Annotated in this window: 20 protein-coding genes; 12 read left to right on the top strand and 8 right to left on the bottom strand. The window is 62.1% G+C overall.

Annotated features, from left to right (window positions below; translation table 11 throughout):
- The first annotated feature begins 202 nt into the window (after positions 1-202).
- Together ACQRBV_RS17665 and ACQRBV_RS17660 are read left to right on the top strand one after the other, a co-directional pair.
- Positions 203-1,690 carry an aldehyde dehydrogenase family protein gene (locus ACQRBV_RS17665; RefSeq protein ID WP_411985019.1) on the top strand — a complete coding sequence of 496 codons (1,488 nt, stop codon included), beginning with the start codon at positions 203-205 and terminating at the stop codon, positions 1,688-1,690.
- 119 nt (positions 1,691-1,809) lie between these two features.
- Positions 1,810-2,268 carry an REP-associated tyrosine transposase gene (locus tag ACQRBV_RS17660; RefSeq protein ID WP_090369920.1) on the top strand — a complete coding sequence of 153 codons (459 nt, stop codon included), beginning with the start codon at positions 1,810-1,812 and terminating at the stop codon, positions 2,266-2,268.
- A 321-nt stretch (positions 2,269-2,589) separates the two neighbouring features.
- Here ACQRBV_RS17660 and ACQRBV_RS17655 read toward each other — a convergent pair whose 3' ends face one another.
- The 6 genes from ACQRBV_RS17655 to ACQRBV_RS17630 form a co-directional block, all read right to left on the bottom strand.
- Positions 2,590-3,507 carry a pyridoxamine 5'-phosphate oxidase family protein gene (locus ACQRBV_RS17655; protein WP_411985018.1) on the bottom strand — a complete coding sequence of 306 codons (918 nt, stop codon included), beginning with the start codon at positions 3,505-3,507 and terminating at the stop codon, positions 2,590-2,592.
- Positions 3,508-3,592: 85 nt separating this feature from the next.
- Positions 3,593-4,471 carry a LysR family transcriptional regulator gene (locus tag ACQRBV_RS17650; RefSeq protein WP_060756860.1) on the bottom strand — a complete coding sequence of 293 codons (879 nt, stop codon included), beginning with the start codon at positions 4,469-4,471 and terminating at the stop codon, positions 3,593-3,595.
- On the bottom strand, positions 4,471-5,391 hold the full coding sequence (locus tag ACQRBV_RS17645) for a LysR family transcriptional regulator (RefSeq protein WP_411985017.1): 921 nt from the start codon (positions 5,389-5,391) through the stop codon (positions 4,471-4,473). The genes ACQRBV_RS17650 and ACQRBV_RS17645 overlap by 1 nt, the downstream gene beginning before the upstream one ends.
- 18 nt (positions 5,392-5,409) lie before the next feature.
- Entirely contained in the window at positions 5,410-6,042 is a 633-nt protein-coding gene (locus ACQRBV_RS17640; protein WP_411985016.1) for a glutathione S-transferase family protein, read from the bottom strand.
- A gap of 120 nt (positions 6,043-6,162) precedes the next feature.
- Positions 6,163-6,954 carry an ABC transporter permease gene (locus ACQRBV_RS17635; protein WP_090369910.1) on the bottom strand — a complete coding sequence of 264 codons (792 nt, stop codon included), beginning with the start codon at positions 6,952-6,954 and terminating at the stop codon, positions 6,163-6,165.
- Positions 6,951-7,628, bottom strand: coding sequence for an ABC transporter ATP-binding protein (locus ACQRBV_RS17630; protein WP_411985015.1), 678 nt, complete (start codon positions 7,626-7,628; stop codon positions 6,951-6,953). Before ACQRBV_RS17630 ends, ACQRBV_RS17635 begins: the two co-directional genes overlap by 4 nt.
- A 131-nt stretch (positions 7,629-7,759) precedes the next feature.
- On the opposite strand from ACQRBV_RS17630, the gene ACQRBV_RS17625 reads away from it, so the two are divergent.
- On the top strand, positions 7,760-8,836 hold the full coding sequence (locus tag ACQRBV_RS17625) for an aldo/keto reductase (RefSeq protein ID WP_060756864.1): 1,077 nt from the start codon (positions 7,760-7,762) through the stop codon (positions 8,834-8,836).
- Between the two features lie 95 nt (positions 8,837-8,931).
- Here the strand turns inward: ACQRBV_RS17625 and ACQRBV_RS17620 are convergent, their stop codons facing one another.
- Entirely contained in the window at positions 8,932-9,453 is a 522-nt protein-coding gene (locus ACQRBV_RS17620) for a chemotaxis protein CheY (RefSeq protein ID WP_090369905.1), read from the bottom strand.
- Between the two features lie 204 nt (positions 9,454-9,657).
- On the opposite strand from ACQRBV_RS17620, the gene ACQRBV_RS17615 reads away from it, so the two are divergent.
- From ACQRBV_RS17615 to ACQRBV_RS17575, 9 genes are all read left to right on the top strand, one after another.
- On the top strand, positions 9,658-10,341 hold the full coding sequence (locus ACQRBV_RS17615; RefSeq protein ID WP_411985014.1) for a fimbrial biogenesis chaperone: 684 nt from the start codon (positions 9,658-9,660) through the stop codon (positions 10,339-10,341).
- Positions 10,342-10,364: 23 nt separating this feature from the next.
- The gene (locus tag ACQRBV_RS17610; RefSeq protein ID WP_411985013.1) at positions 10,365-11,348 is read left to right on the top strand and encodes a fimbrial protein; all 984 of its coding nucleotides are present in this window, start codon (positions 10,365-10,367) and stop codon (positions 11,346-11,348) included.
- Positions 11,349-11,407: 59 nt separating this feature from the next.
- Entirely contained in the window at positions 11,408-14,206 is a 2,799-nt protein-coding gene (locus ACQRBV_RS17605; RefSeq protein WP_411985057.1) for an ATP-binding protein, read from the top strand.
- On the top strand, positions 14,193-15,386 hold the full coding sequence (locus ACQRBV_RS17600; RefSeq protein WP_060756867.1) for an EAL domain-containing response regulator: 1,194 nt from the start codon (positions 14,193-14,195) through the stop codon (positions 15,384-15,386). The genes ACQRBV_RS17605 and ACQRBV_RS17600 overlap by 14 nt, the downstream gene beginning before the upstream one ends.
- A gap of 83 nt (positions 15,387-15,469) precedes the next feature.
- The gene (locus tag ACQRBV_RS17595; RefSeq protein ID WP_411985012.1) at positions 15,470-18,643 is read left to right on the top strand and encodes a hybrid sensor histidine kinase/response regulator; all 3,174 of its coding nucleotides are present in this window, start codon (positions 15,470-15,472) and stop codon (positions 18,641-18,643) included.
- Between the two features lie 23 nt (positions 18,644-18,666).
- Positions 18,667-19,314 (top strand): response regulator, encoded by a 648-nt coding sequence (locus tag ACQRBV_RS17590; protein WP_090369896.1) that lies wholly within the window; start codon positions 18,667-18,669, stop codon positions 19,312-19,314.
- 196 nt (positions 19,315-19,510) lie between these two features.
- Positions 19,511-20,116, top strand: a complete 606-nt coding sequence (locus ACQRBV_RS17585) for a fimbrial protein (RefSeq protein WP_060756870.1) — start codon at positions 19,511-19,513, stop codon at positions 20,114-20,116.
- Positions 20,117-20,188: 72 nt separating this feature from the next.
- A complete protein-coding gene (locus ACQRBV_RS17580; protein ID WP_060756871.1) occupies positions 20,189-20,929 on the top strand; it encodes a fimbrial biogenesis chaperone in 741 nt (246 codons plus the stop codon).
- An 85-nt stretch (positions 20,930-21,014) separates the two neighbouring features.
- The gene (locus ACQRBV_RS17575) at positions 21,015-23,531 is read left to right on the top strand and encodes a fimbria/pilus outer membrane usher protein (protein WP_411985011.1); all 2,517 of its coding nucleotides are present in this window, start codon (positions 21,015-21,017) and stop codon (positions 23,529-23,531) included.
- Between the two features lie 13 nt (positions 23,532-23,544).
- Here ACQRBV_RS17575 and fecE read toward each other — a convergent pair whose 3' ends face one another.
- Positions 23,545-24,333 carry a Fe(3+) dicitrate ABC transporter ATP-binding protein FecE gene (gene fecE / locus ACQRBV_RS17570; protein ID WP_411985010.1) on the bottom strand — a complete coding sequence of 263 codons (789 nt, stop codon included), beginning with the start codon at positions 24,331-24,333 and terminating at the stop codon, positions 23,545-23,547.

Raw genomic sequence — 24,333 nt, 5'->3', positions numbered from 1 at the left:
ACGCTCCGGATCGAGGAGCGACGCTGGATGCAGGGCCAGTATCGACCGCATGGCCCGGGCGCAAAATGCACGTTCCACAGGCAAGGTTGTACTTTTCACAAGTTCGGCAGGCACAGGCATAAAACCTGGCAGGCACAGTCAAGCCACCTCGATAGCCGTTGGTTACCCTCGGTTTTTCTCAGTGAACTGCCAGGAATCTTTCATGAGCGATATCCCGCTGCTGCCTCAGGTCGAAGCTTTTCTGCGTCGCCGCCATGGGTTGTTCATCGACGGCATCAACGTGCCGAGCCATGCCGACCAGACACTGGCCGTGACCAATCCTGCCACCGGCCAGGTCATCGCCCAGGTTGCCGACGCGGACCTTGCGGATATCGACGCCGCCGTCAGCTCCGCCACCCGCGGCTTTACGCGGTGGTCCCAGACCGCACCGGCGACACGCGGCAATGTGTTGCTGAAACTCGCCGACCTGCTGGAACACAACCGCGAAGAACTGGCGCAGATCGAAACCTGCCAGTCAGGCAAGATCATCCAGATTGCGCGCGCCTTCGAGGTCGACCAGGCCGCGCACTTCCTGCGTTATTACGCCGGTTGGGCCACCAAGATCAGCGGCCAGACGATCACGCCATCGCTGCCTTCCTTCAATGGCGAGTGCTACACCGCCTTCACCCTGCGCGAACCGGTGGGTGTGGTGGTGGGCATAGTGCCGTGGAATTTCTCGACCATGATCGCCATCTGGAAACTCGCTTCGGCGCTGGTGTGCGGTTGCAGCATCATCATCAAACCCAGCGAATTCACACCGCTGACCCTGCTGCGCATCGCTGAGCTGGCCATCGAAGCCGGGTTGCCGGCAGGCGTGCTCAATGTGCTGACCGGAGGTGGCCACGTCGGCAAGGGCCTGGTGGAGCACCCCGGCACCCACAAGGTGTCGTTCACCGGCTCGGTGCCCACCGGCATCGCCGTGGGCCGCAGCGCCATGGGGGCAGGCTTGACCCGCACGACCCTGGAGCTGGGCGGCAAGAACGCCGCCGGGTTCCTGCCCGATGTGGACGTGGACAAAGCGGTGGAAGGCATCATCGAGGCCGGGTTTCTGCACTCCGGGCAAATCTGCGCGGCGGCCGAACGCTTCTTCGTGCATCGCTCGCAGATCGACGCGGTACTGGAAAAACTCAGCCGGCGCCTGCGCCGCCTGACCATCGGCTCGCCCCTGGACGAACGCACCGAATTCGGCCCGGTGACCCACCGCCAGCACCAACTCAAACTGCTCGGTTACTTCACCCAGGCCCGCGCAGAGCACAACACGATCATCCATGGCGGCACCCTGCTCGATCGCCCCGGTTGCTACGTAGAACCCACGGTGATCCTGGCCAACAATATCAACGACACCCTGCTCAATGAAGAAACCTTCGGCCCTATCGCCACCTTCCTGCCCTACGACAGCGAAGACGAACTGCTCGCCCTGATGAACAACAGCCCCTTCGGCCTCAGCGCCAGCCTGTGGACCCATGACCTGGGCAAAGCCCTGCGCATGGTACCGGCCATCCAGGCGGGCACGGTGTGGGTGAATATGCACACACTGCTCGACCCGGCGGTGCCGTTTGGGGGGAATCGATCCTCGGGGGTAGGCCGCGAGTTTGGCAGTGCATTTATCGAGGATTACACCGAGCTCAAGTCGGTGATGATTCGGTATTGAGCGAACTGAAGGTCAGGAATAGCACCGTTCCCAAACATATCCAGTGACCAAGTGGGGCAGGCTCGAGTAAACCACAAGCTAGCGTTAATGCTCTGAAGGACTCTCTCAGGAGCAACGGATTGCGCCCCACACCCCAAACCCACCGCCTGCGTCACGGTCGCTACTCGGAACATGGGCGTAGCTACCTCATCACCATCGTCGTTCACCAACGCCAGCAATTTTTTACCGACCTGTTTCTGGGTCGCCTGCTGGTTGCCGAGCTCCGGCAGGTTCATGAACTTGGTTTGGTCGACTCCATGGCCTGGGTCATCATGCCCGACCATATCCATTGGCTGTTTGAGTTGAAACAGCAAACGCTGGCCGACGTCGTTCGTCGTATCAAGTCACGCAGTACGCTGACAATCAACAGGTATCGCCAAAGCAAAGAACGCGTCTGGCAACCAGGCTATTACGATAGGGCTGTGCGTGTAGAGGACGATGTACGCACGATGGCGCGCTATATCGTTGCCAACCCGCTGCGCGCGGGTTTGGTAGAGCGGGTCGGGGACTATTCATTATGGGATGCCGCCTGGCTCTGAAACCGGCCCGTAGTGAGCGGGCTTGCCCCGCGCTGGGCGGCGCAGCGGCCCCAAACCCAGACACCTCGGTCTCACTGAAACAACGCGGCGTTCTTGTTGGGGCGGCTGCGCCACCCAGCGCGGGGCGAGCCCGCTCACTACAAGCGTTCGGCGCTCGGGTGATGGGTTGCGTGCCCGCTTCTTAAACCGACCCGTAGTGAGCGGGCTTGTCCCGCGCCGGGCTGCGAAGCGGCCCCAAACCCAGGCACCTTGGTCTTGCTGAAACGGCGCGGCGTTCTTTTTGGGGCGGCTGCGCCGCCCAGCGCGGGGCGAGCCCGCTCACTACAAGGGCCCGCTATGCCAGCGCAAGGCCAATGCCGCTGGGCGACGTATCACCTGTTCCACCGTCACCGTCCATAACCGTTGTGCGCCTTCGAAGCGGGCCACTTCGGGCCCCTCCAGAATCAGCGAGGTGTGCCCGGACAGATGCAGCACCTCTCCCGACTCGAAGTCGATGAACAACAGGCCCGCCACCGGGTTGACCTGTAGGTTGCCCAGGGTGTTGAAGAACAGGTTGCCGGCAAAGTCAGGGATGGTCAGCACGTTGCCCTCGACCCGCACAAAACCGCTGTTACCGCCCCGATGCGAAACGTCCACCGAACGCTGGCCGTCCACTTCGACGTAGCTGGCGACGAAGAAGGTGTCGGCGCTGCGAATCATCATTTGTGCCGCGTCATCCAGGCCGTCAAGACGCTCAACCTGCGTGCCAGGTTTACGTGCAATCGCGTCGACCGGGCGCAACTGGATGTACTTGGGGCAGTTGCCATAGGTGTGCACGACGTCGACCGAGAAGCCATCGTGATCAAGCGCCTCGATCCGGCCGTTCATGCGGTTGCGGCGGCGGGTGTTGAGGTCGATACCCAGCAGGCCCACCGAGGCGCCGACGTGCAGTGCCGTGCGGGCCGGGTCGCCTGTGGATGGCAGGCTGTCGATCTGCAAGGTCTGCGGGTCCGGCGAGTGGGCAAAGCCGGGGGCGCCTTCAAGCATCGTCGCCCAAGGAATGCCCTGCTCGTCCACCACACCCAGCACCAGGTACGGCAACAAGGGATAGAAGTCCCGGTGTTGTTCCGGCAGATGATCGCGAATCACCTTGGGCCCGACCACGGCCATGCGGTCGGCCACGCCAACCGCTGCCTGCAGGTATCGTTCGCCGGCATGCCAGGGGGATGTTTGCGGGAGGGATGGTTCGATGGGGTTCATGCTGAGCACCTCATGCTGGAGAGCCCTATGCTGCGCCCTGACAGCCCGTGTGCGAATAACCACGTCAGGCAATCCACTATTACACTCACTGAAATGCCGGATGCTCACGCAGCTGCGCCACACAGTGCTCGACAAAGCTGCGCACGCGCATCGGTGCGTTGCGGCCTTCGCGATACACCACCTGCACGGGCAGTGGCGGCTGTTCGTAACCGGCCAATACCCGGCGTAGTTGCCCACTGCGCAAATGCTCATGCGCCGGGTAACTCAGGCAGCGGATCAGCCCCGCCCCATGCACGGCGGCATTGATCGCGCCCTGCACCGTGGTGCAACCCAGGCGGGCACGGGCCTTGAGCTGGTAGCCGTGGAAATCCCAAGCCACCTGGTCGCCTCCGGCTATCAGCCGATGCTGCTTGAGATCCTCCGGGTGCTGGGGTTCGCCGTGGGTTGCAAGGTAGTCGGGGCTGGCGCACAGGATATGCCGCACCTGCCCCACCGACCGTGCGATCAGCGACGAGTTAGGCAAGTGGCCGACAAGGATCGCTACATCCAGACCCTCTTCATGCAGGTTCGGGTAGTAATCGTGATAACAGGCTTTCAGGCGCACGTCGGGATAACGCTCCATGTAAGCGGCCAATACCGGCGCCATCACGTAGCGACTGAACAGAAACGGCAGAAACACCCGCAGGTTGCCTTGAGCCTGAGTCTGCAAGCCCTTGGCCGAAGCTTCAGCAGCGTCCACGGCCGCCAGCAAGCGCACACAATCGGCCAGGTACGCCTGGCCCGCGTCGGTCAAGCGCACACCCTGGGTACTGCGCAGCAGCAACGGCACGCGCAACCGTGCCTCCAGCCGCGCCACCGCACGTACCAGTGTCGGCGCGGAGACACAGGTTGCACGTGCCGCCGCGGCCAGGCTCGTGTGCCCGGCCAACGCGGCAAACAGCTGCATATCGCGATAACGCTCCATCAGCCGCGCCGCGTCATCGCCGGGTTCAGCGCGGCGTCCTGGCCCAGCCGCTGGCTGAGGAAATCCACGAAGGTGCTGACTTTGGCCGGTACGCGGGCACTCTGCTGAAACACTACCTGGATCGGCAGCGGTGCCGATTCGAACGCCTCCAGCACAATCTCCAGCTCGCCCGCCGCCACCTGCGCCGCGATTTGATAGGACAACACCTGGGTCGCGCCCCAGCCCAGGCACGCCAGATTGATCGCCGCGTTATTCGCCGTGACCACCAGGCGCGGTTCGATAGGCACCGTCACCGGCTGGCCCTGGTCGACAAACGCCCACTCGTGCACCCGTTGGCTGGCGGACGAGGTGACGATCTTGAAGTCACGCAATTGGGCGGGATGCCGAGGCCGCCCGTGTAGATCGAGAAAGGCCGGCGCCGCACAGACCACCCGGCGTACCTCGCCAACTTTGATTGCCTGTTGCCCCGGCTCGTACAGATGACCGATGCGTACGGCCACATCAACACCTTCATCGGCCAGGTTCACCACACGGTCGACCAGCAACGCGTTGAGCGTCACCAGCGGAAAACGATCCAGGTAATCCCCCAGCACCGGCGCCACATACCGCTCGCCGAACAGTACCGGCGCGGTCACCGTCAAATGCCCGCAAGGGCTGGAGTAACTGCCTGCCGCCGCCTCTTCGGCCTCATCCAGTTCGGCCAGGATGCGTCGGCAGTCTTCCAGGTAACGCTGGCCGGCCTCCGTCAAATGCAGGCTGCGTGTGGTACGCGCCAGCAATTGGGTACCGATGCGCGCCTCCATGGCGGCGATGGCCCGGGTCACGCTGGGCGGTGAGGTATTCAGGCGGCGTGCGGCGGCGGCGAAGCCCTCCTCCTCGGCCACCGCCAGGAACACCTGCATCTCATGAAATCGGTCCATCGGCGCCCCTTGTGGACGTTACGGTGTTTGCAGGCCCGCTACCGTGCGAGGCATGCCGACAAAGCCCGGCAACGCCTCGATGCCGGCGAGCCAGGCCCGCACTTTAGGGTAGTCGGCCAGCGACACATTGCCTTCCGGCGCGTGAGCCACGTAGGAGTAAAACGCGATATCGGCGATGGTCGGTTGCTCACCGACAAGAAACCGCGTCTGGCTGAGTTGCTGTTCCACCAGTTTGAGCAAAGCGTGGGAACGCGCGATGGCATTGGCGGTGTCGATCTCGGCACCAAACACCACGGCCAGGCGCGCCGACGCAGGCCCGAAATGCAACGGGCCGGCCGCGGCCGAGAGCCAGCGTTGTACGCGAGCCTGCCCCACCGGATCGCTCGGCAGCCATTGGCCTTTACCGTAGGTGGCGGCCAGGTAGACCAGGATGGCGTTGGAGTCCGCCAGCACCATGCCGTTGTCATCAATCGCCGGGACCTGTCCGAAGCTGTTGACCTCAGTCAGAAATTCCGCGGTTTTGTGCGCGCCGTGCTTGAGGTCCACCAGGATGAATTCCATGGGCAGACCCAGCAGGGACAGCATCAACTCGACCCGATGCGAGTGGCCGGACAACGGGAAACCATACAGTTTGATCGCAGGCTGGGACATTGAGACGCTCCAAAGGTGGGGGTTTCGACGCCGGTCATGTTCCACCGCAGTGCAAATCGTTGGAATCACCAGGATTTACAATCCAGCATTTCACCGCATGAAACAATACCGCCAGGGTGCTCAGCGCTCCTCCAGCCGGTCACGCAGAAACCGGTGGCTGGCGGAAAACAACCGCTGGTAGGTGAGCAGCACCGCGCCGACCGTGCCCAGCGCCGATGAGGCGGCGATCAGGAACATGATCACGATCTGGTAGCGCACCGCGTCCAGCGGGCTCTCCCCCGCCAACACCTGGCCGGTCATCATGCCCGGCAGGCTGACGATACCGACCACGGTCATCTGGTTCAGCGTGGGGATCATCCCCGCCCGCACGGCCTGGCGGATCGCCTCCTGGGCGGCTTCCCAGCGTGAGCCGCCCAGGGCCAGGATCATCTCGATGGTATTGCGCCCCGAGGTCAGTTCCTGGGTCATGCGCTCAATGCCCAACGACACGCCGGTCAGCGTATTGCCCAGGATCATGCCGAGGATCGGGATCGCATATTGCGGTTCATACCAAGGGTGGATACGGATCACCGCGAACAGGCCCACCGCCGTCACCAGCCACGAGCTGCCCCAGACCGACACGATGCTGTCGACCCGCTGCCCACGATAAGTGCGCCGCCCACGTCCCGCCGCCGAGATACCGGCGATCAAGGTCATCGCACACATCAACGGCAGTACCACGTACCAGTAGGCAAATTCGAATACCCAGCCCAGCAGGTACCCGATGGCCATCAACTGCACCACCGTGCGCACGGCGGCCCACAGCAACTGGCGCTCCAGGCCCAGGCGCAACAACAACGACAAGGCGCCGTTGATCAGGATCAGCGAGGCGGCGATGCCCATGTCCAGTGCGGTCAGGTTTTGATAATTCATGGTTGGGCGACTCCGCTCAGAACACCGGCACTCATCTGCAAATGCAGGTCGCTCATGCGCCGGGCCTGCTCCAGGTCGTGGGAGACCCAGAGGTAGGCGCGGGCCTTATCGGCGGCGTACCAGGCATCGATCAGCGCTTCGACATCCCGGGAGGACGTGGGGTCGAGCGCGGCGGTGGGCTCATCCAGCAACAGCACTTCGGGGTTCAATTGCAGGGTGCGGATCAACGACACCACCTGGGCTTCGCCCCCCGATAGATCGCCGGCGTTTTTAGTCAGGAAGTCCGGTTGCTTACCGGCATGCTCCAGCAACGTGGTCACGGCTTGCCGATCGAAGCTGCGCTTGCGCAGGGTCTTGAGGCTGAACGGGAAGCGCAGGTTGTCCTCCACAGTCCCCTCGATCAACGCCGGGCGCTGGGACAGGTAGCTGATATGGCTGCGGTAATGGGGAATCTCTGAGTTAGCAATCGGTTGACCGTTCCACAGGATCTGCCCGGAGCTGGGCGCGTCCAGCAGGGCCAGTGCGCGCAGGAATACGCTTTTGCCGGAGCCTGAGGAACCAGTGATCGACACGCGGTCGGCGCGGTTCAAGCTGAAGTCGGTGGGTTGCAGCAAAATCGCCTGGCGACGCTCGTCCTGGCGCGTGAGGGCGCGGGTTTCTATCAGTGCGCTCATGGACACGGTATTCCTCTTGATCCGGTTGGCAGACATGGTGCGGCAGCCGAACGAAGTTTTCATGAAAAAATTCAAACTATCGCCCCTCACGTCGTTCACACCTTCACGTGCAACGTTAGGTAGGAGGCGACATGCAATACCGACAACTGGGCCATAGCGGCCTACTGGTATCTGAAATCATCCTCGGCACCGTGCCGTTCGGCGGTCGCGCCGAGTTTGCAAAATGCGGCGCGGTGGACGTGCCCCAAGCCAGGCGCATGTTCGACATCGCGTTCGAGGCCGGGGTCAACATGGTCGACACCGCTGACCTCTACTCCCACGGCCTGGCCGAGGAAGTGGTGGGCAAAGCCTTGGGTGACAAGCGCAACGATATCCTGCTGGCCACCAAGGGCCGCAGCCCCGTGGACAACAATCCGAACAACTCCGGCGCCTCGCGCTACCATCTGATCCGCGCGTGTGAGGCCAGTTTGAAGCGCCTGGGCACCGATCACATCGACCTTTACCAATTGCACAATTGGGATGGCCTGACGCCCATCGAAGAGACCCTTGAAGCGCTGCGGCTGTTAGTCGGTTCGGGGAAGATCCGCTACTTCGGCACCAGCAACTTCACCGCCTGGCAGATGATGAAAACCCTGGGCAAAGCCGAGCTGCACGGCATGCTCAAGCCCATCACCCAACAGATCTACTACACCCCGGAATCCCGTGAGGCCGAGTACGAGTTGCTGCCCCTGGCGCTGGACCAGTCCGTCGGCACCCTGGTGTGGGGCCCGATGGGCGAAGGCCTGCTGACCGGCTCAACCCGACGCGGGCAAAACCCGCCAGCCAATACACGCCAAGGCAGCGACTGGCCGGAACCCTATGTGCATGACCGCGAGCGCGCCCTGGATATCATCGAAACCCTCGCGGCCGTCGGCGATGAGCTGGGTGTGTCGGTGGCGCGCACCTGCCTGGCCTGGCTCAAGGACCGCCCCGGCATCACCGCGCTGATCGTCGGCGCCCGCACCGAAGAGCACCTGCGCGACAACCTCGCCGCCACTGAATTGAAACTCACCGAGGCGCAGTCTTCGCGCATCGAAGCCGTCACCCGGCGCCAGCCGTTGTATCCGTACTGGCACCGCTTCACCGCCGGGATCGACCGCTTCGACCCGGCAGAGCAGCCGTTTTTGGCCGAGCACCAAAAAACCATGGATGCCCGCAAGGACAAGTGATGGAGGGGCGACTCTCCCGCCGAGGGTCGCCTTGTGCAGTCTATTTCCCGTCAGGCGCCCTCTACGCGATCTTCCGCAAACAGCGGTTGCGCCCCTCACCGCTTGGGCGTCAACCCCACCGCACACGCCACCACCGCCGAATCGCCGTGGTCATGGGGGCGCAGTCTTATCGGTGATTGCGGGTTTCGCGTGTCTACCGCTCGCAACGTGGGGCGTTCAACCACGGGAGGGCTGTGGGCGGGGTCGACGATTTCCATGCAGCGGCGCAGCGAGTTGAAGTCGGGCGACTGCGACAGGGACAGGTGCAGGGTCTGGCTGACCGACACCGACACCACCGAGCTCAATGCGCATTGCCCGTCATAGATCAGGGTGTGGCGGATCAGCGGGTTGTCGTGGCAGTACTTGAGCAGGTTGACTTCTCGCGAATGCACCAGCGCGGTGTTGATGATCAACAGGTCGAACGCTACCCCCACCGAACGTGTCAGCCCCTGCAGTTCGTCGAATGAACTGATGGGTGCAATACGGTGATAACCCAGCTGGTTAAGCATTTTCTCGATCTTGATCCGTTGCAGCAGGTCGGTATCGGCAATCAGAAGGCGTAGCGCTTTATTAGACATAGGGTAAACCTGACAGTTGGGTATCCACGTCGATCATTCAACGGTGAATACGGTAACGGTCGGCACCCGGCTATGACTTTAAGGCGATTCTGAAACGGCAGACGCAGCGCGAGCGCACTTTTAAGAATCGCCTGAAAGCCCTGCCGCCGCCTTGCCTCTACCATGGTCTGCGTCTGCAAATGCCCCATGGAATTGATTGTGTTGATGCCCCTTTTGCGAATCCTGCTGATCGCCGGTGCGTTGCTGGCCCTGGCGCCACCGGCCCGCGCCGCGCTGAAAATCGAAGGTACACGGCTGATTTACTTCGGCCAGGACAAGGCCGCAGGCATCAACGTGGTCAACCAGGCGTCACAAGACGTGGTGGTGCAAACCTGGATCACCGCCGAAGATGAAACCGCCAACCGCGATGTGCCGTTTGCCGCCACCGAGCCGCTGGTAAAACTGGGGCCAGGGGAGCATCACCGGCTGCGGGTACTCTACGCAGGCGCCGGACTGCCCAGCGATCGTGAATCGTTGTTCTGGCTCAACTTCATGGAGGTCCCGCTCAAGCCGAAAGAGCCCGGCAGCGTGCAATTTGCGATCCGCCAACGCCTCAAGCTGTTCTACCGACCGCCCACGCTCGAAGGCGGCTCGACCGAAGCGCTGCAGCAGTTGGTGTGGAGCCGCCACGACGCGCAGAGCATCACCGTGAGTAATCCCAGCGCGTTTCACCTGTCACTGGTGAACGTGCACACCGACACCCAGGCGCTCAGCGATTATCTGCTGCTCAAGCCCCACGAAAGCATCACTTTGACCACGCCGGGCGTTTTGCCCAAAGGCACCACCCTTCACTTCACCGAAATCAACGACATCGGTTTGCAGGCCCGCCACCGCGCGGCGCTCAACTGATCCATCGCGGGGTATTGGCACCTATGTCACTCATCAAACGTGTTCTCCCATTCTTGCTGTGGGGCTGCGCCGTGCTGCCCGCCACCAGCCATGCCCTGGCCTGCGTGGAAGATGGCAGCGGTGCGTACGTGGATATCAACCCTCTGGGCACTTCACTGGCGGTGGCGGCCGACGCGCCGGATGGCACGATCATCTGGGAGTCGGGCCCGCGCTCCACCAACGTGCTGTGCAAGGACGACCAGAACCACGGTCGTGAAGAGGTGTATTTCTACGTCAACCCGGCCAATGTCAGCGTCGGCCAGGGCATCCGTGTGGGTATTCGCTACAACAATGCGCCGATCACCCAAAGCACGGGCAAGGTCGGTACTGGTTTCTTCTCGGACCGAGGCTGTAACTGGTCCAACTGCACAGGTTGGAACAACGCACGCTTCACCCTGAACTTCAGTGTGTTCATCGAGAAATATGGCAAAACCCCGCCCAATGGCCAGGCCAGCACCCTGGCCCAATACCGCGTATTCCAACTGGATGGGGTACGTGGGCTGAACAACAAGCCCAACAGTAACCTCAACTACATCGTCACCGGTATGAACGACATCCGTTTCGTGCCCTGCGCGCCCGAGCTGACTATCACCCCCAGCGTGGTCAACTTCCCCACGCCTTCGCGCACGGCGCAGATCGGCGCGGTGGCCAGCACCGCGAATTTCAACCTGAGCCTGCGCAAAGCCTGCGACACGCCCTACACCGTCAACGCACGTTTCGCCACCACCCCAGGCGGCGGCAGTGTGATCAACGGATTGCTGGTGCCGGCCAACAACAGCTCGGTCGGCATCTCGTTGTCGCGTGCCGAAAGCGATCAGCGTTTGCCGTTCAATGACTGGTTCACCTTGCAGACGCTGATGGGTTCCGGCCAGGCGCGCAATGATTTCCGTGCGGACTTGAGCTGGCGCACCCTGCCGATTCCCGGGGCTTTCGAGGCGGCTGTGGTGGTCGACATGTTCTACAAGTAGCTGGCGACTTTAAGGATTGTCTTATGCCACTGGCAGCGATCTGCCACTACTCTCTGTCGATGCGATTGAAAAGTTATCTGCTCCAGATCAACCCCGTCCTCTCCCGACCCGAAGCAGCCAGAAGGCTGCTTCGTACGTTTGCCACCGTGTTACTGATTGGTATCTTGAGCGGCGTCTATACCTTCCTGTTGTCCACCTTCAACAACGATATCTCCCAACGACGCGGCTACATGAGCAGTGCCATCGCCGAGGCACATACTTTTTTCACCAATCGCGAGGCCCTGCTGGAAAGCCTCAGCCTGTCGGCGGTACGCAAACAGTCACGGATCTATCCGCCGTCCCCGGAAGAAGAACATTTGCAACTGGGCGATATCCCCGGCAACCAATGGAGCATCTGGCTGACCGCACGCATGCGCGACTACCTGAAGGCGCGGCAACTCAACCTGCTCTACGTGAACGCCGGCCCCAGCCCGCAGGTGACCCGCCTCTACAACTCGACCGCACAGGTGCTGCCGACGTCCAAGTGCATGCTCAACCGCCTCAAGGCCCTGCAATATCGCGACCCGAGCACCCTCGGCGAGCTATGGCTCAGTGACAGGACCGAGCACCACTCGCACCTGTACGTGTTCATCCGCCTGGACGAGCGCGATGTCAATTCAGGTTGGCTGGGCCTGGAGATGGAGAGCCGCGAGGTCTCCTCGACGCTCAGCGACCAGAGTGCCGGCGAGTTCATGATGCTCAACTCCCAAGGCATGCTGGTCTTCACCAACAGTGCCGATACACGGCTGAGCCAACAGCGCCTCAAGCCGGGCGAAGACAGTTTTTTCGGATTTGTCGGCAATGGCTGGCTACCCGACCACTTGGTGATCCGCAAGCATTTGAAGTCTTCCGACTGGCAACTGATGTACTCCATCGATCTGCGCGCAGTGGTCACCGGCCTATGGAAACAACTGCTCGGTTCATTGTTGTTCTGCCTGTTCAGCCTCACGCTGATCTGGCTGGTGATGCGCCGGGTTGACCAGCGCTTCATCATCCCGTCGATCCATCGCATCCAGGCCCTGATCGAGAGCGAAGCCTTTGGCCGCGACGTCATCCAGACCGCCCCCGTCGCCTTGTGTGTACTGCGCCGTACCGACGGCCAGGTAGTGCTGGAAAACACCCTGGCCCAGCAGTGGCTCGGCAACGGCCCGGAGCGCGAAGCCCTGCGCGACAGCTGGATCGAGCAAGCCTTTGCCGGCGAGCCTTGCGAACGCAGCGACTACTTTGAAACCGTCGACGGCCGGCATCTGTACTTGAGCAGCGCGCCGACCCGCTACAAGGGTGAAGACGTGCTGTTTTGTGCCTTCAGCGACCTCAGCGCGCGCAAGCAGGTCGAGGCTGCACTGGAAGAGGCCAGGCAATCGGCGGACGCCGCCAACGCCGCGAAAACCCTGTTCCTGGCGACCATGAGTCATGAGATCCGCACGCCCCTGTACGGTGTGCTGGGCACCCTGGAGCTGTTGGCCCGAACCCAGCTGGATGCCCAGCAAAAAGACTACCTGCAGGCCATCGAAGGCTCGTCCGCCACGTTGCTGCAACTGATCTGCGACGTGCTTGACGTGTCCAAGATCGAGGCCGGGCAGTTGGCACTGGAGATGAGCGAGTTCTCGCCATTGGACCTGGTGCACGAAATCATCCAGGGCTATGCCGCAGCCGCCCAAGGCAAGGGTTTGCAGTTGTACGCCTGCTTGGACCCCAAGTTGCCCGAACGGTTGATCGGCGATGTGACGCGTATCCGCCAGATCCTCAACAACCTGCTCAATAACGCGGTGAAGTTCACCGATTACGGGCGCGTGGTGCTGCGAGTCAAGGTGCTTGGCCGCGACGGCGAGCGGTCCAGTGTGTTGTGGCAAGTCTCGGACACCGGCAAAGGCATCGCCCAGGAAGACCAGGCGATGATTTTCGAGCCGTTTTACCAGAGCGAAGGCAACACCAATGTGGTGGCCGGCACCGGGTTGGGCCTGCCGATTTGCCAACGCCTGACCGAGTTGATGAACGGCTCGCTGCGCATGGTCAGCGAGCTGGGCCTGGGGAGCAGCTTCAGCCTCACGCTGCCGCTGGAAGAAGCGCCTACCCTGCCGGTGAGCGCCTTGCTGGCCGACACCGTCTACGTCGCCTCGCCCATTCCGGAACTCGCCCACGCGATCAGCGGCTGGCTGCGTCGCTGGGGCGCACGGGCCCAGCCCGGCCTGCCGAACCTGCCCGACCACAACCTGCTGCTGCAATTGCACCCCGGCAGCGTCGATCCCCTGCTGGCACCCGACTGGCCGGGGCCGGTGATCCATGTCAGCAGTCACGCCAGCACCACCGTAGAAGCTGACAGCGGCGCGTGGCACGTCAACCTCAACCACCTCGGTGCCATCCATCAGGCTGTCAGCCAGGCCCAGGGGCTGTGGGTGGCCCGCAGCGATGAGCCGACACGCCAGAGCGACGTGGACGCCCTCAACCTGCACCTGTTGGTGGCCGAGGACAACATCATCAACCAACTGATATTGCGCGACCAACTCGAAGAACTCGGCTGCACGGTGGAACTGGCGGCCGACGGCCAGGAGGCGCTGCAGTTGTACAGCGCCGGGCATTTCGACGTGGTACTGAGCGACGTCAACATGCCCCATATCAACGGCTATGAGCTGGCGCGCGAATTGCGGCGCCAGGGCTGCACGCTACCGATTATCGGGGCCACTGCCAACGCCATGCGCGGCGAAGCCGACCTGTGCCTGGCCGCCGGCATGAACCATTGCCTGGTCAAACCCTTTGCGTTGCGGGCGCTGTTGAACGCCCTGGCACCTTATGCACGGACCACCCATGAAGCCCCTTAGTATTTTGATCGTCGAGGACCACCCCCTGCAGCACATCTACCTGCAGCACCTGCTCAGTGAGTTGGGGGATTTCAGCCTCGAAACCGCCGAAGATGGCAAACAAGCGCTGGAGCGTCTGCGCCAGCGGGATTTTGATCTGGTACTGACCGACCTGCTGATGCCCGGCATGGACGGGGTGCAATTCATCCAGTGCCTGGCCAACCTGCGCTGCAAGCCGGCGCTGGCGATCATGAGCGCGGCTTCGCGGCGCATGCTGATGGCGGCCAGCCTGGTGGCGAAAAACCTCGATGTCGAGGTAATCGGGCTGATCTCCAAACCGGTCGCCGTCGACGCCCTGCGCAGCCTGGTGGAGCAACTCAAGACCAAGGTACACCGGCCCTCTCCCGCCCTGACCGAGTACCTGGATATCGACCGCCACACGCTGGTCCAGGCCATGGGCAACGGCCAGCTCCAGGCCTGGTTCCAACCGAAAAAGTCCCTGGCCAACGGCCGTATCGTCGCCGCCGAGGCCCTGGTGCGCTGGATGCACCCTGAGCAAGGCGTGCTATTGCCAGCCGCGTTCCTGCCGGCGATCAAGGCATTCGAGCTGGAGGAACGCCTGTTGTGGGTGGTCCTCAAGCAAGCCATCCATGCCCAGGAGCGTTGGCGCCAGCGCGGTTATGAAATACCCGTGTCGATCAATTTGCCCACCCACCTGCTCAACAGCCATGACCTGGCCGACCGCCTGCTGGAGTTCGTGCTGCACTACAACGGGATCCCGGGAATGATTTGCTTCGAACTGATGGAGTGCTCGGTACCGCAGGACATCAGTAACTTCTATGCCGGAGCGTGCCGCCTGCGTATCAAGGGCTTCGGGCTGTCCCAGGACGATTTCGGCAAAGGCTACAGCTCGTACCTGAACCTGGTATCCACGCCCTTCACCGAACTGAAGATCGACCAGGCCCTGGTGCAAGGCAGCCACGACAACGAAGGCATCGCCCAGGCCTTGGCGAGCATCATCGCACTGGGCCGCAAGCTCGGCCTGACGGTGGTCGCCGAAGGCGTGGAAACACCCCAGCAACTGGCCCTGTTACGCAAGATCGACTGCAATCAGGTGCAAGGTTTCCTGATTTCTCACGCGGTGTCTTCAGACCAATTTCAGCAACTACTGAACAATGATGGCCCCGCGACATCTCACTAGCTGGCGGCCCCGGATCATTTGCGCTTTATTAAAGAGCAAGCGCCCTCCAGTGCCGATCTATCCTGCGCCTGTGGACCCTCCTGATGAAGCACAACAACGCGATCCTCGAAGCCTTTACCCGTAGCTCTGCGCGCCTGAACAAAGGCCTGATGGTACTGATTGGAATCGCGTTGCTGCTGGTCCTCACCAATTACTGGTCACTGCAACGAGGCATCGAAACCCGCTACGGCGCGACGCGCTTTCACTTCACGCGCCTGATGGAAAACCTCGCGGAGCAGCAAACCTACCTCAAGAGCCTGACCCATCCGGGCATCCAGGCCGAACTGCTACGCGCCACCCACGTCCAGGTCAGCCTGAAAAGCCGTATGGTCGACAATCGCCGCACGCTGTACGAAGGCCAGAAGTATTCGTTTTCGGTGCCGTTCAGCGTCAAGTTCGATGAGCAGCAGGTGGGTGTCGCCTCCAGGCCGGCGATTTTTGCCTTGGGCGCGCACCTGACCAGCTACTACAGCGCTTTCTGGTCCTCGTCGCCGTACGAGGCGCCGCAAACCTTTCTGTCCAATCGCCAGACGAACTACACCATCACCATTCCGTCGGTGGGCTACCAGCGAAGGGAAGGCACCGAGGAAACCGGCAATCTGGTGACGTTGGTCAATGCGGTGCAACAGATCCTCACACAAACGCCGCAACCGCTCGAGCAGGATCGCGTGTATTGGCACACCGGGCCCGAGCCCGAACACTTGCTGGCCTATATCGGCCTGCCACTCGAAGGCCAGGGCCAGACGGTAGTCGGCACCTTGCTCGATCTGTCGCAGGTCGACGACGTACAGCGTGCCCTCGATCACTCGGCGTTTGATCGCTTCACGCTGATTGCGCCGGACGGCGAGCGGTTGATCGGGCCTCCGACGCAGGTGTCACTCAGTGATGGTGTGCATTTCACCGCCAATGGCTTTCAATTCAAGATCACCCACTCAGGCGACCAGCCGTGGAGTGCGGTCTATGGCCTGAACTACTCGCACTTCTTCCACTCCGCCGTATGGCCGCTGAGTACCCTGGCGCTGCTGCTGGCCAGCCTGATCACCCTGGGTTGGGCCGGCAGCCGTTGGTATCGCCGCCAGGTCATCGCGCCAGCGCGTCTGGCCCATGAACGCATAGCCGAAAGCATGGCGTTCAGCCGTATCATCATCGACACCGCCCCCACCGGGCTGTGCGTGGTGCGGCGCAGCGATGGCAAGGTACTGATCGAAAACCAGCGCGCCCAGCAATGGCCGGGCACTGCCCGCCTGGTGGCGGCCATGGCCGGTCAACATGACCCTGCCGAGCATGGCGAGACGCATCTGGAGATCGAAGGCCGGCACCTGCAAATCGGCTTCGTGTCGACCCGCTATCAGGCCGAGGACGTGCGTTTGTACGCGTTCAACGACATCACCCGGCACATCGAAGATGCGCAATCATTGGAGGAGGCACGTCACGCCGCCGACACTGCCAACGAAGCCAAGACGCTGTTCCTGGCGACCATGAGCCATGAAATCCGCACGCCGTTGTATGGCGTGCTGGGCACCCTTGAGTTACTCGGCCTGACCAACCTGGACCCGCACCAGCAAACCTACCTGCACACCATCCAGCGCTCGTCAGCCACGCTGTTCCAACTGATCAGCGATGTGCTGGATGTCTCGAAGATCGAGTCCGGGCAAATGGCGATAGAAGCCATGGACTTCTGCCCCCTGGACATACTCGAAGACACGCTGCACACCTACACCGCGTTCGCCCAGCGCAAGGGCTTGCAGCTCTACAGCTGCATCGACCCGCAGTTGCCTGACTGCGTAATGGGCGACCCGATGCGCATCCGCCAGATCCTCAACAACCTGGTGAGCAACGCCATCAAGTTCACCGACACCGGCCGTGTGGTCATTCGTGCCAGGGTGATCGGGCGCGACAGCGACAGCGTCGATCTGGAATGGCAAGTCACCGACTCCGGCGTCGGCATCCCCGAGGCACAGCAGGCCAAACTGTTCGACCTGTTCTACCAGGCACCGGATACGGCCAGCGAAGGTGGCGCCGGCCTGGGGCTGCCGATATGCCGGTGGCTGGCGCAGATGATGGGCGGTGAAATCAGGCTGGTCAGCGAGCCGGGCCTGGGTAGCAGTTTTACGCTGAAAATCCGCCTGCCCTTGTGCAGCGGGGCACTGACCCACCCGCCAGTGATCGAACCGAGCCCCACGCCGGTGTACGTGCAGGCACCGGTGCGCGAACTGGCACAGTCGATGAGTGACTGGCTCAATCGCCTGGGCATTGCGGCCGACCTGGCGGCGGCCATCCAGGAAAAAGACAGCCGCCACGCGGTGCTGGTCGACCTGCTGCCCAGCGAGCCCCCCTGCCCCTGGACCGGCCCACGTGTACTCTGCCTGCCGGGCGCGCACAGCCCGCCACTGCATACGGCGCAAGGCTGGGTAGTCGATTTGCATGATGTACGCACCCTCGCCGCCACCGTGTCACTGGCGCAGCACGGCAAGTATGAGCAACCCGCAGCGGCACAGCCGCGCAGCGCCGGTCATTTGGGGTTGCGCATCCTGGTCGCCGAGGACAACCCGGTCAACCAGGCGATCATCAAGGAACAGCTAGAGGCGCTGGGTTGCTCGGTGACCCTGGCCGTCAACGGTGAGCAGGCGTTGCAGCTGTGGCAACCGCAGGTCTTCGACTTGGTATTGACCGATGTGAATATGCCGTTGATGAACGGTTATGAACTGGCCAGGAAGCTGCGCGAGCATGATCCGCAGTTGCCGATCATCGGCGTGACCGCCAACGCAATGCGCGAAGAAGGCGTGCGCTGCCTGGCGGTGGGCATGAACGCCTGGATCGTCAAACCCTTGAGCCTGCAAACCTTGCGTGCGCAGTTGATCAAGTTTTGCCAGGCCAAGCCGCCGCCGGAGCGCGCCATCGCGGTTTTCGATGACCGCGTGCAACTGTCAGACACGATGCGCCCCCTGTTCATCAGCACGTTGCGCCAAGACCTGCAGCAGATCGGCGCAGCCCTTGAGCAACGTGATGCGCACAGCCTCGGGCAGCGCCTGCATTCAGTCGCCGGTGCCCTGGGCGCGGTGCAGGCACTGGCGCTGTCCCAGGCCTGCATCGAACTGGAAAGTGCACTCAACAGCAGCAGCCTCAATACCGCACTGGTACTCAACGTGAAGGCGGTCATGCAGCGAATGTCGGCCATCCTGGAGACGCTCCAGCCTGGGCACACTTCACTCACTTGAACTGGCACTACGGACGGCCCCTTATGAAAACATTCAACGTGGTTATCGCGGACGATCACCCGATCGTGCTGCTCGGTGTACGCGAACTGGTGGAGCGTGATACGCGCTTTGCGGTCGTGGGCGAGGCTGTCTGTTCGGCGGGCTTGATCGAGTTGCTGCAACGCCAGGTGGTCGACATCGTGATCACCGACTACAACATGCCGGGCGACTCGCCCTACGGTGACGGGCTGAAACTGGTGGAGTACCTGAAACGGCATTTCCCGCAGGTGCAGGTCCTGATCCTGACGATGATTTCCAATCACCTGATCCTCACCCGCCTGCAGGAACTGGGCGTGGTCGGCATCATCCAGAAAAGCCAATTGCACACCGAGATTCAACTGGCGCTCAAAGCCATTGCGCAACAAGGCGCCTATCACAGCCTGGAGCCGCCGAAGACCTCGGTGATCGAGACGCTGACGGCGATCGACGAGCGCGTTTCCACGTTGTCACCCAAAGAGTTCGAAATCTTGCGCTTATTTATTGCCGGCATGAGCGTGAGTGATATTGCGCGCTGCCAGAACCGAAGTTCCAAAACCATCAGCGCGCAAAAGATTTCAGCCATGCGCAAACTTGAAGTGAGCAGTGACCAAGACTTGTTGGCTTATTGCCTGGCCCGCAACATTTTCAACTAACCAAGCACTTGCAAGCCATTCCTGGATAATGGCTTTGCCCTTTATTTACGGGCCTAAAAGCTGTTCAACCCGCGCAACCTTGCCGCCCCTCGTGCCACTTATAAGAATCGTCTTATTTGCCCGCCTGTCACTACCCCTTACTCTTTGCGGGCAGTTCAACAACAGCATTTTCCAACTAACACTTACGGACATCATCATGAAGAAGTTTTCCCTGGCTGTTATCGCCTCGGCCATTATCGCCGCTTCCGGCAGTGCATTCGCCGCAGACCCGGTAACCCCCACTCCAACCCTGGGTGGCAGCGGCAAAATCACCTTCACCGGCGTGATCAACAACGATGCATGCTCGGTGGACGGCGCCAACTCCGACCGCACCATTTCGGTCGACATGGGCAACGTTTCGATCAAGGACATGGGCACCGCAGAAAACCCGGCTGCCGGTCGCGTGACCGCCAAAGACTTCAACCTGAACGTCAACTGCAACGCAGGCACCAAGGTCGCGATGATCTTTGACGCCAACAACGGCGGTTCGGGCCTGGTCACCGGCAAGAAAGTCCTGGCGCTGAACGCCGGCTCCGCTTCGGCGAAAAACGTCGGTATCGCCCTGCTCGACAGCAACGGCGCGCTGATCGACCTCAGCTCGCCGTCCACGGCGCGCATTGAAAGCACCATTCACGGCCAAGGTTCCGAAGGCGGCGACGCCACCTTGAGCTTCGCAGCCGCCTACGTGACCACCGCAGCCGCCGGCTCGGCCGTTGCCGGTCGTGGTGATGCGACCCTGCCGTTCATCCTGCAATACGAATAATCGGCGCCCCGGCACCCGACGTGCGAGGCCCTGCGGCCTCGCCATTCCTTCTGATCACACTGGATAAACCTCATGCTGCCTCGTTCGATTGCCGCATGCCTGGGGCTGCTGGGCATGCTTATGGCGACCCAGGCCGGCGCCAGCATTTCACTGAACGCCACCCGCATCGTCTTCGATGGCGACCACAAGGAAGCCAACATCACTGTGCGTAACGGTAACCAGGATGTATTGGTGCAATCCTGGGTCGACATGAATGACGCCGGCGCCACCCGTGCGCCCTTTGCGGTCACGCCGCCCCTGGCCCGCGTGTTTGCCAAGGAACAGCAGCTGCTGCGCGTGCTGTATGAAGGCACCGGCATGCCCACGGACCGCGAGTCGGTGGTGTGGCTCAACGTCCAGGAAATCCCCAAGGCCAGTGAGGCCGAGAACACCTTGCAGTTGGCCATCCGCCAACGCATCAAGATTTTCTACCGGCCTGCCGGGCTGCCCGGCAGTGCCTTGCAAGCCCCGGCACAGCTTGAATGGACATTGGTCCGGCAAGGCGCGCAGACGCTGCTGAGCGTGAAAAACCCGACGCTGTATCACGTGTCGATGGCCGACATCAAAGTGCAGGCGCAACTGGCGAGCGACTCCACCATGATCGCGCCCGGCGAGCACAAGCAATTTGCGCTCGGTGCCCTGCCCACCAGCGGCCCGGTGCAATTGTCGTTCTACAGCATCAATGACTACGGCGCGCAGAATCACTACACCACGCCCCTTTCAAGCGGCGTTTCGGCCCCTGCACACGCCACTGAATCACGACTGGCCCCTTAAGCCTGCTCTCTAACCCCCAGGCGAATGCCGGGTGCGCATTTGCGTGCCTGCCTGTTCGCTGCCGGGGGACGTCAAAGGTCTTCGCATGTCTTCTCTTTCCAGCAACAGGCCCGTGCGTTGCGCACTGAAATTCAAGACACTGTCGTTGGCGATCGCCGCCAGCTTGCCGGCCTGGGTGATGGCCGATGAGGCCACCGAAGCCTTCAATACCACGTTTTTACAAGGTGGGCAGGCGGTCGACCTGCAGCAATTGCTCGCGGCCAACAGTGTGCTTCCGGGCAATTACCGGGTGGACCTGTTCAGCAACGAAGTGCTGGTCGGGCGGCGTGATATCGACTTCCTGCGCAACCCGCAAAACGGCCAGGTCGAAGCGTGCCTGACCCTCGACCTGCTCAAGCAACTGGGAATCGACATGGCTCGCCTGCAGGCTCAAGGCAAAATCGACCCTGAACATCCCGCGCCCTGCTACTCACTGGCGCAGTTGATCGAAGACGCCAGCGTGCGGTACGACAGCAGCCGCCTGCGCCTGATGGCAAGCATTCCACAGATAGCTATGCAACGTGGCCTGCGTGGCTATGTCGACCCGCAGTTATGGGATGACGGCGTGCCGGCGGCGTTCATCAACTACCAACTCAACAGCAGCCGCACGGCCGGCGACTATCAAACCCGCGTCAACCATAACCTGGGCTTGCGCAACGGCATCAACCTGGGTGCCTGGCGCCTGCGCAACGAGTCGAATTTCAGTGGTGGCACCGCGCGCTCGAACACCTTCACCAGCAACCGTACCTACGTGCAGCATGACGTGACGGCGATCAAAGGCCAGTTCAGCGCCGGTGAGATTTTCTCCGATACCGACCTGTTCGACAGCGTGCGCTATCGCGGCGTGAAACTGGCCTCGGATGAAGGCATGCGCGCCGACAGCGAGCGCGGCTATGCGCCGGTGATCCGTGGCGTGGCGCAGACCAACGCGACCGTGGAAATCCGCCAGAACGACTACATCCTCTACACCGCCAACGTCGCGCCGGGCCCGTTCGAGATCAACGACATCTACCCCAGCGGCTCCAACGGTGATTTACAAATCACCGTGATCGAAGCCGACGGCAGCCGCCGCGTGACGATGCAGGCGTTTTCCAGCCTGCCGATCATGGTGCGTGAAGGCCAGGTCAAGTACAGCGTCTCGGCGGGCACGTTCAAGAGCAATGCCGAGGGCCTGGCGACTCCCCGATTTGTCAGCAGCACCGTGGCATATGGCTTGACCAGCAGCCTGAGCGGCATCGTCGGTGTACAAGCCAGCGAGGCGTACAACGCGCTGTCTCTGGGAGCCGGCAAAAACACCGCACTGGGCGCGGTATCGCTGGATGTCACACACTCATCGAGCAAGGCCCGGGGGCAAACCACCCAGGGCAACAGCGTGCGTGCGCTGTATGCCAAGACCTTTGCCGGCACCGACACCAACTTCACCTTGGCAGCCTACCGCTACTCCACCGAGGGCTACCGCAGTTTCACCGACCACGTCGAAGACATCAGCGAAGGCGCGCGTGTACGCACCGGCCACTCCAAGACCCGCACCGACCTGACGATCAACCAAAGCCTCGGGCGTCATCGTGAATACGGCAGCCTCTACGTGAACGCCAGCGATCAGCGTTATTGGAACCGTGGCGGCTCCCAGAGTTTTTCCGCCGGCTATACCAGCAACTGGGGCGATGTGACTTACAACCTCGGCGTCACGCGTACCAAGCAAATCGTCACCTGGGGCGAACCCAGCGATGACACCCAAGTGAACCTGTCCATCTCCTTCCCGCTGGGCAGCCAGCCGCGTGCGCCACGAGCGTTCGTCACCACCAGCAGCAACCGCGGCGACACCACCACCCAAGCCGGTATCAACGGCTACGTCGCCGACACCAGCGACACCTTTTATTCGGTGCAAGCCGGCCACAGCGACACCAGCGGCGATTCGGGCTCGGTGAACATCAACAGCCGGACCTCGGTAGCGGACGTCAGCCTGGGTTACAGCCAGGGCCAGGGCTACAACTCGCAGAACCTCAACCTCGCAGGCTCCGTGGTGGCCCACGCGGGCGGGATCAACCTGGGGCAGACCGTCAGTGAAACCTTCGCGCTGGCCGAAGTGCCCGGTATCAGCGGGGCAAAAATCGGCAGCTACAGCGGCGTCGAAACCGGCTACAACGGCTATGCGGTGATCCCCACGGCCCAACCCTACCGGGTGAACTGGGTGAGCCTGGACACCCGAGACCTGGGTGGCGATGTCGAAATCAGCAATGCCACGCAACAACTGGTGCCGCGCCGTGGCGCCATCGTCGTGGCGCATTACAGCGGCACCACCGGACGGCGAGTACTGTTCGAGTTGTTCGATGCCCAGCACCAACCACTGGCGTTTGGCGCGTCGCTGGAAGATACCCAAGGCAAGCAACTGGCGATCGCCGATCCGAACGGCAACGCCCTGGCATTGGTGGAGCAGGATCACGGCACCTTGATCATCAAGTGGGGTGAACAGCAATGCACTGCGAGCTACGCGCTGCCACCGCAGAACAAGGCGCTGAACTATGAGCGCCAGGCGCTGGTATGCAAGCCGCCGGCCGATTGACGGGCGCCGAGCATCAATGCGTGCGTGCGCTCCTCTGCACCACGCACATGGGTGTACCTGCCACCGGCTCATTGATGATCTGCACATGCACATCGAACACCTGGTGCATCAACTCGGCACTGATCACCGCCGCTGGCGCGCCATCGGCCACCAACCTGCCGCCGTGCATCACCGCCAGGTGATCGGCGTAGCGACACGCCTGGTTGATGTCGTGCAGCACGGTGACGACGGTCTTGCCTTCGGCAGCCAGTTCGCCCATCAAGTCCAGCAGTTCGACTTGATGGCTGATGTCGAGATAAGTGGTGGGTTCGTCGAGCAGCACCACCGGCGCATTCTGTGCCAGCACCATCGCCAGCCAGGCGCGCTGGCGTTGGCCGCCCGATAGGTCGGCCAAGGCACGCTCGGCCAGGGTGTCCAGCTCCAGGCGCTGCAGGGCCTGGGTCACGTGGGACTGGTCATTGCCGCTCAGGCGCCCCCACAGCGAGTTATGTGGGCTGCGACCATAGGCAACCAACTGGCGCACGCTGAGCCCCTCCGGCACGGGCAACACCTGTGGCAGGAACGCGATCTGCCGCGCCAGTTGCCGCGCGGACAAGCTGGCATAGGGCTGCCCCTCCAGGGTCAGTTCGCCCTGGGTTGGCTTGAGGATACGCGCGAAGGCTTTGAGCAAGGTGGACTTGCCGCAGCCGTTGGGGCCGATCAACGCCGTGACCTTGCCCACTGGCGGCGCGAACGACAAGCCTTGCACAATGCGCGTTGCGCCATAACCGATATCGAGCTGGTGTGCCTTCAGAATACTCAT

The organism is Pseudomonas sp. R11F, from assembly GCF_050312575.1.
Classification (GTDB): domain Bacteria; phylum Pseudomonadota; class Gammaproteobacteria; order Pseudomonadales; family Pseudomonadaceae; genus Aquipseudomonas; species Aquipseudomonas palleroniana.
This window is presented reverse-complemented; position numbering and strand designations above follow the sequence as displayed.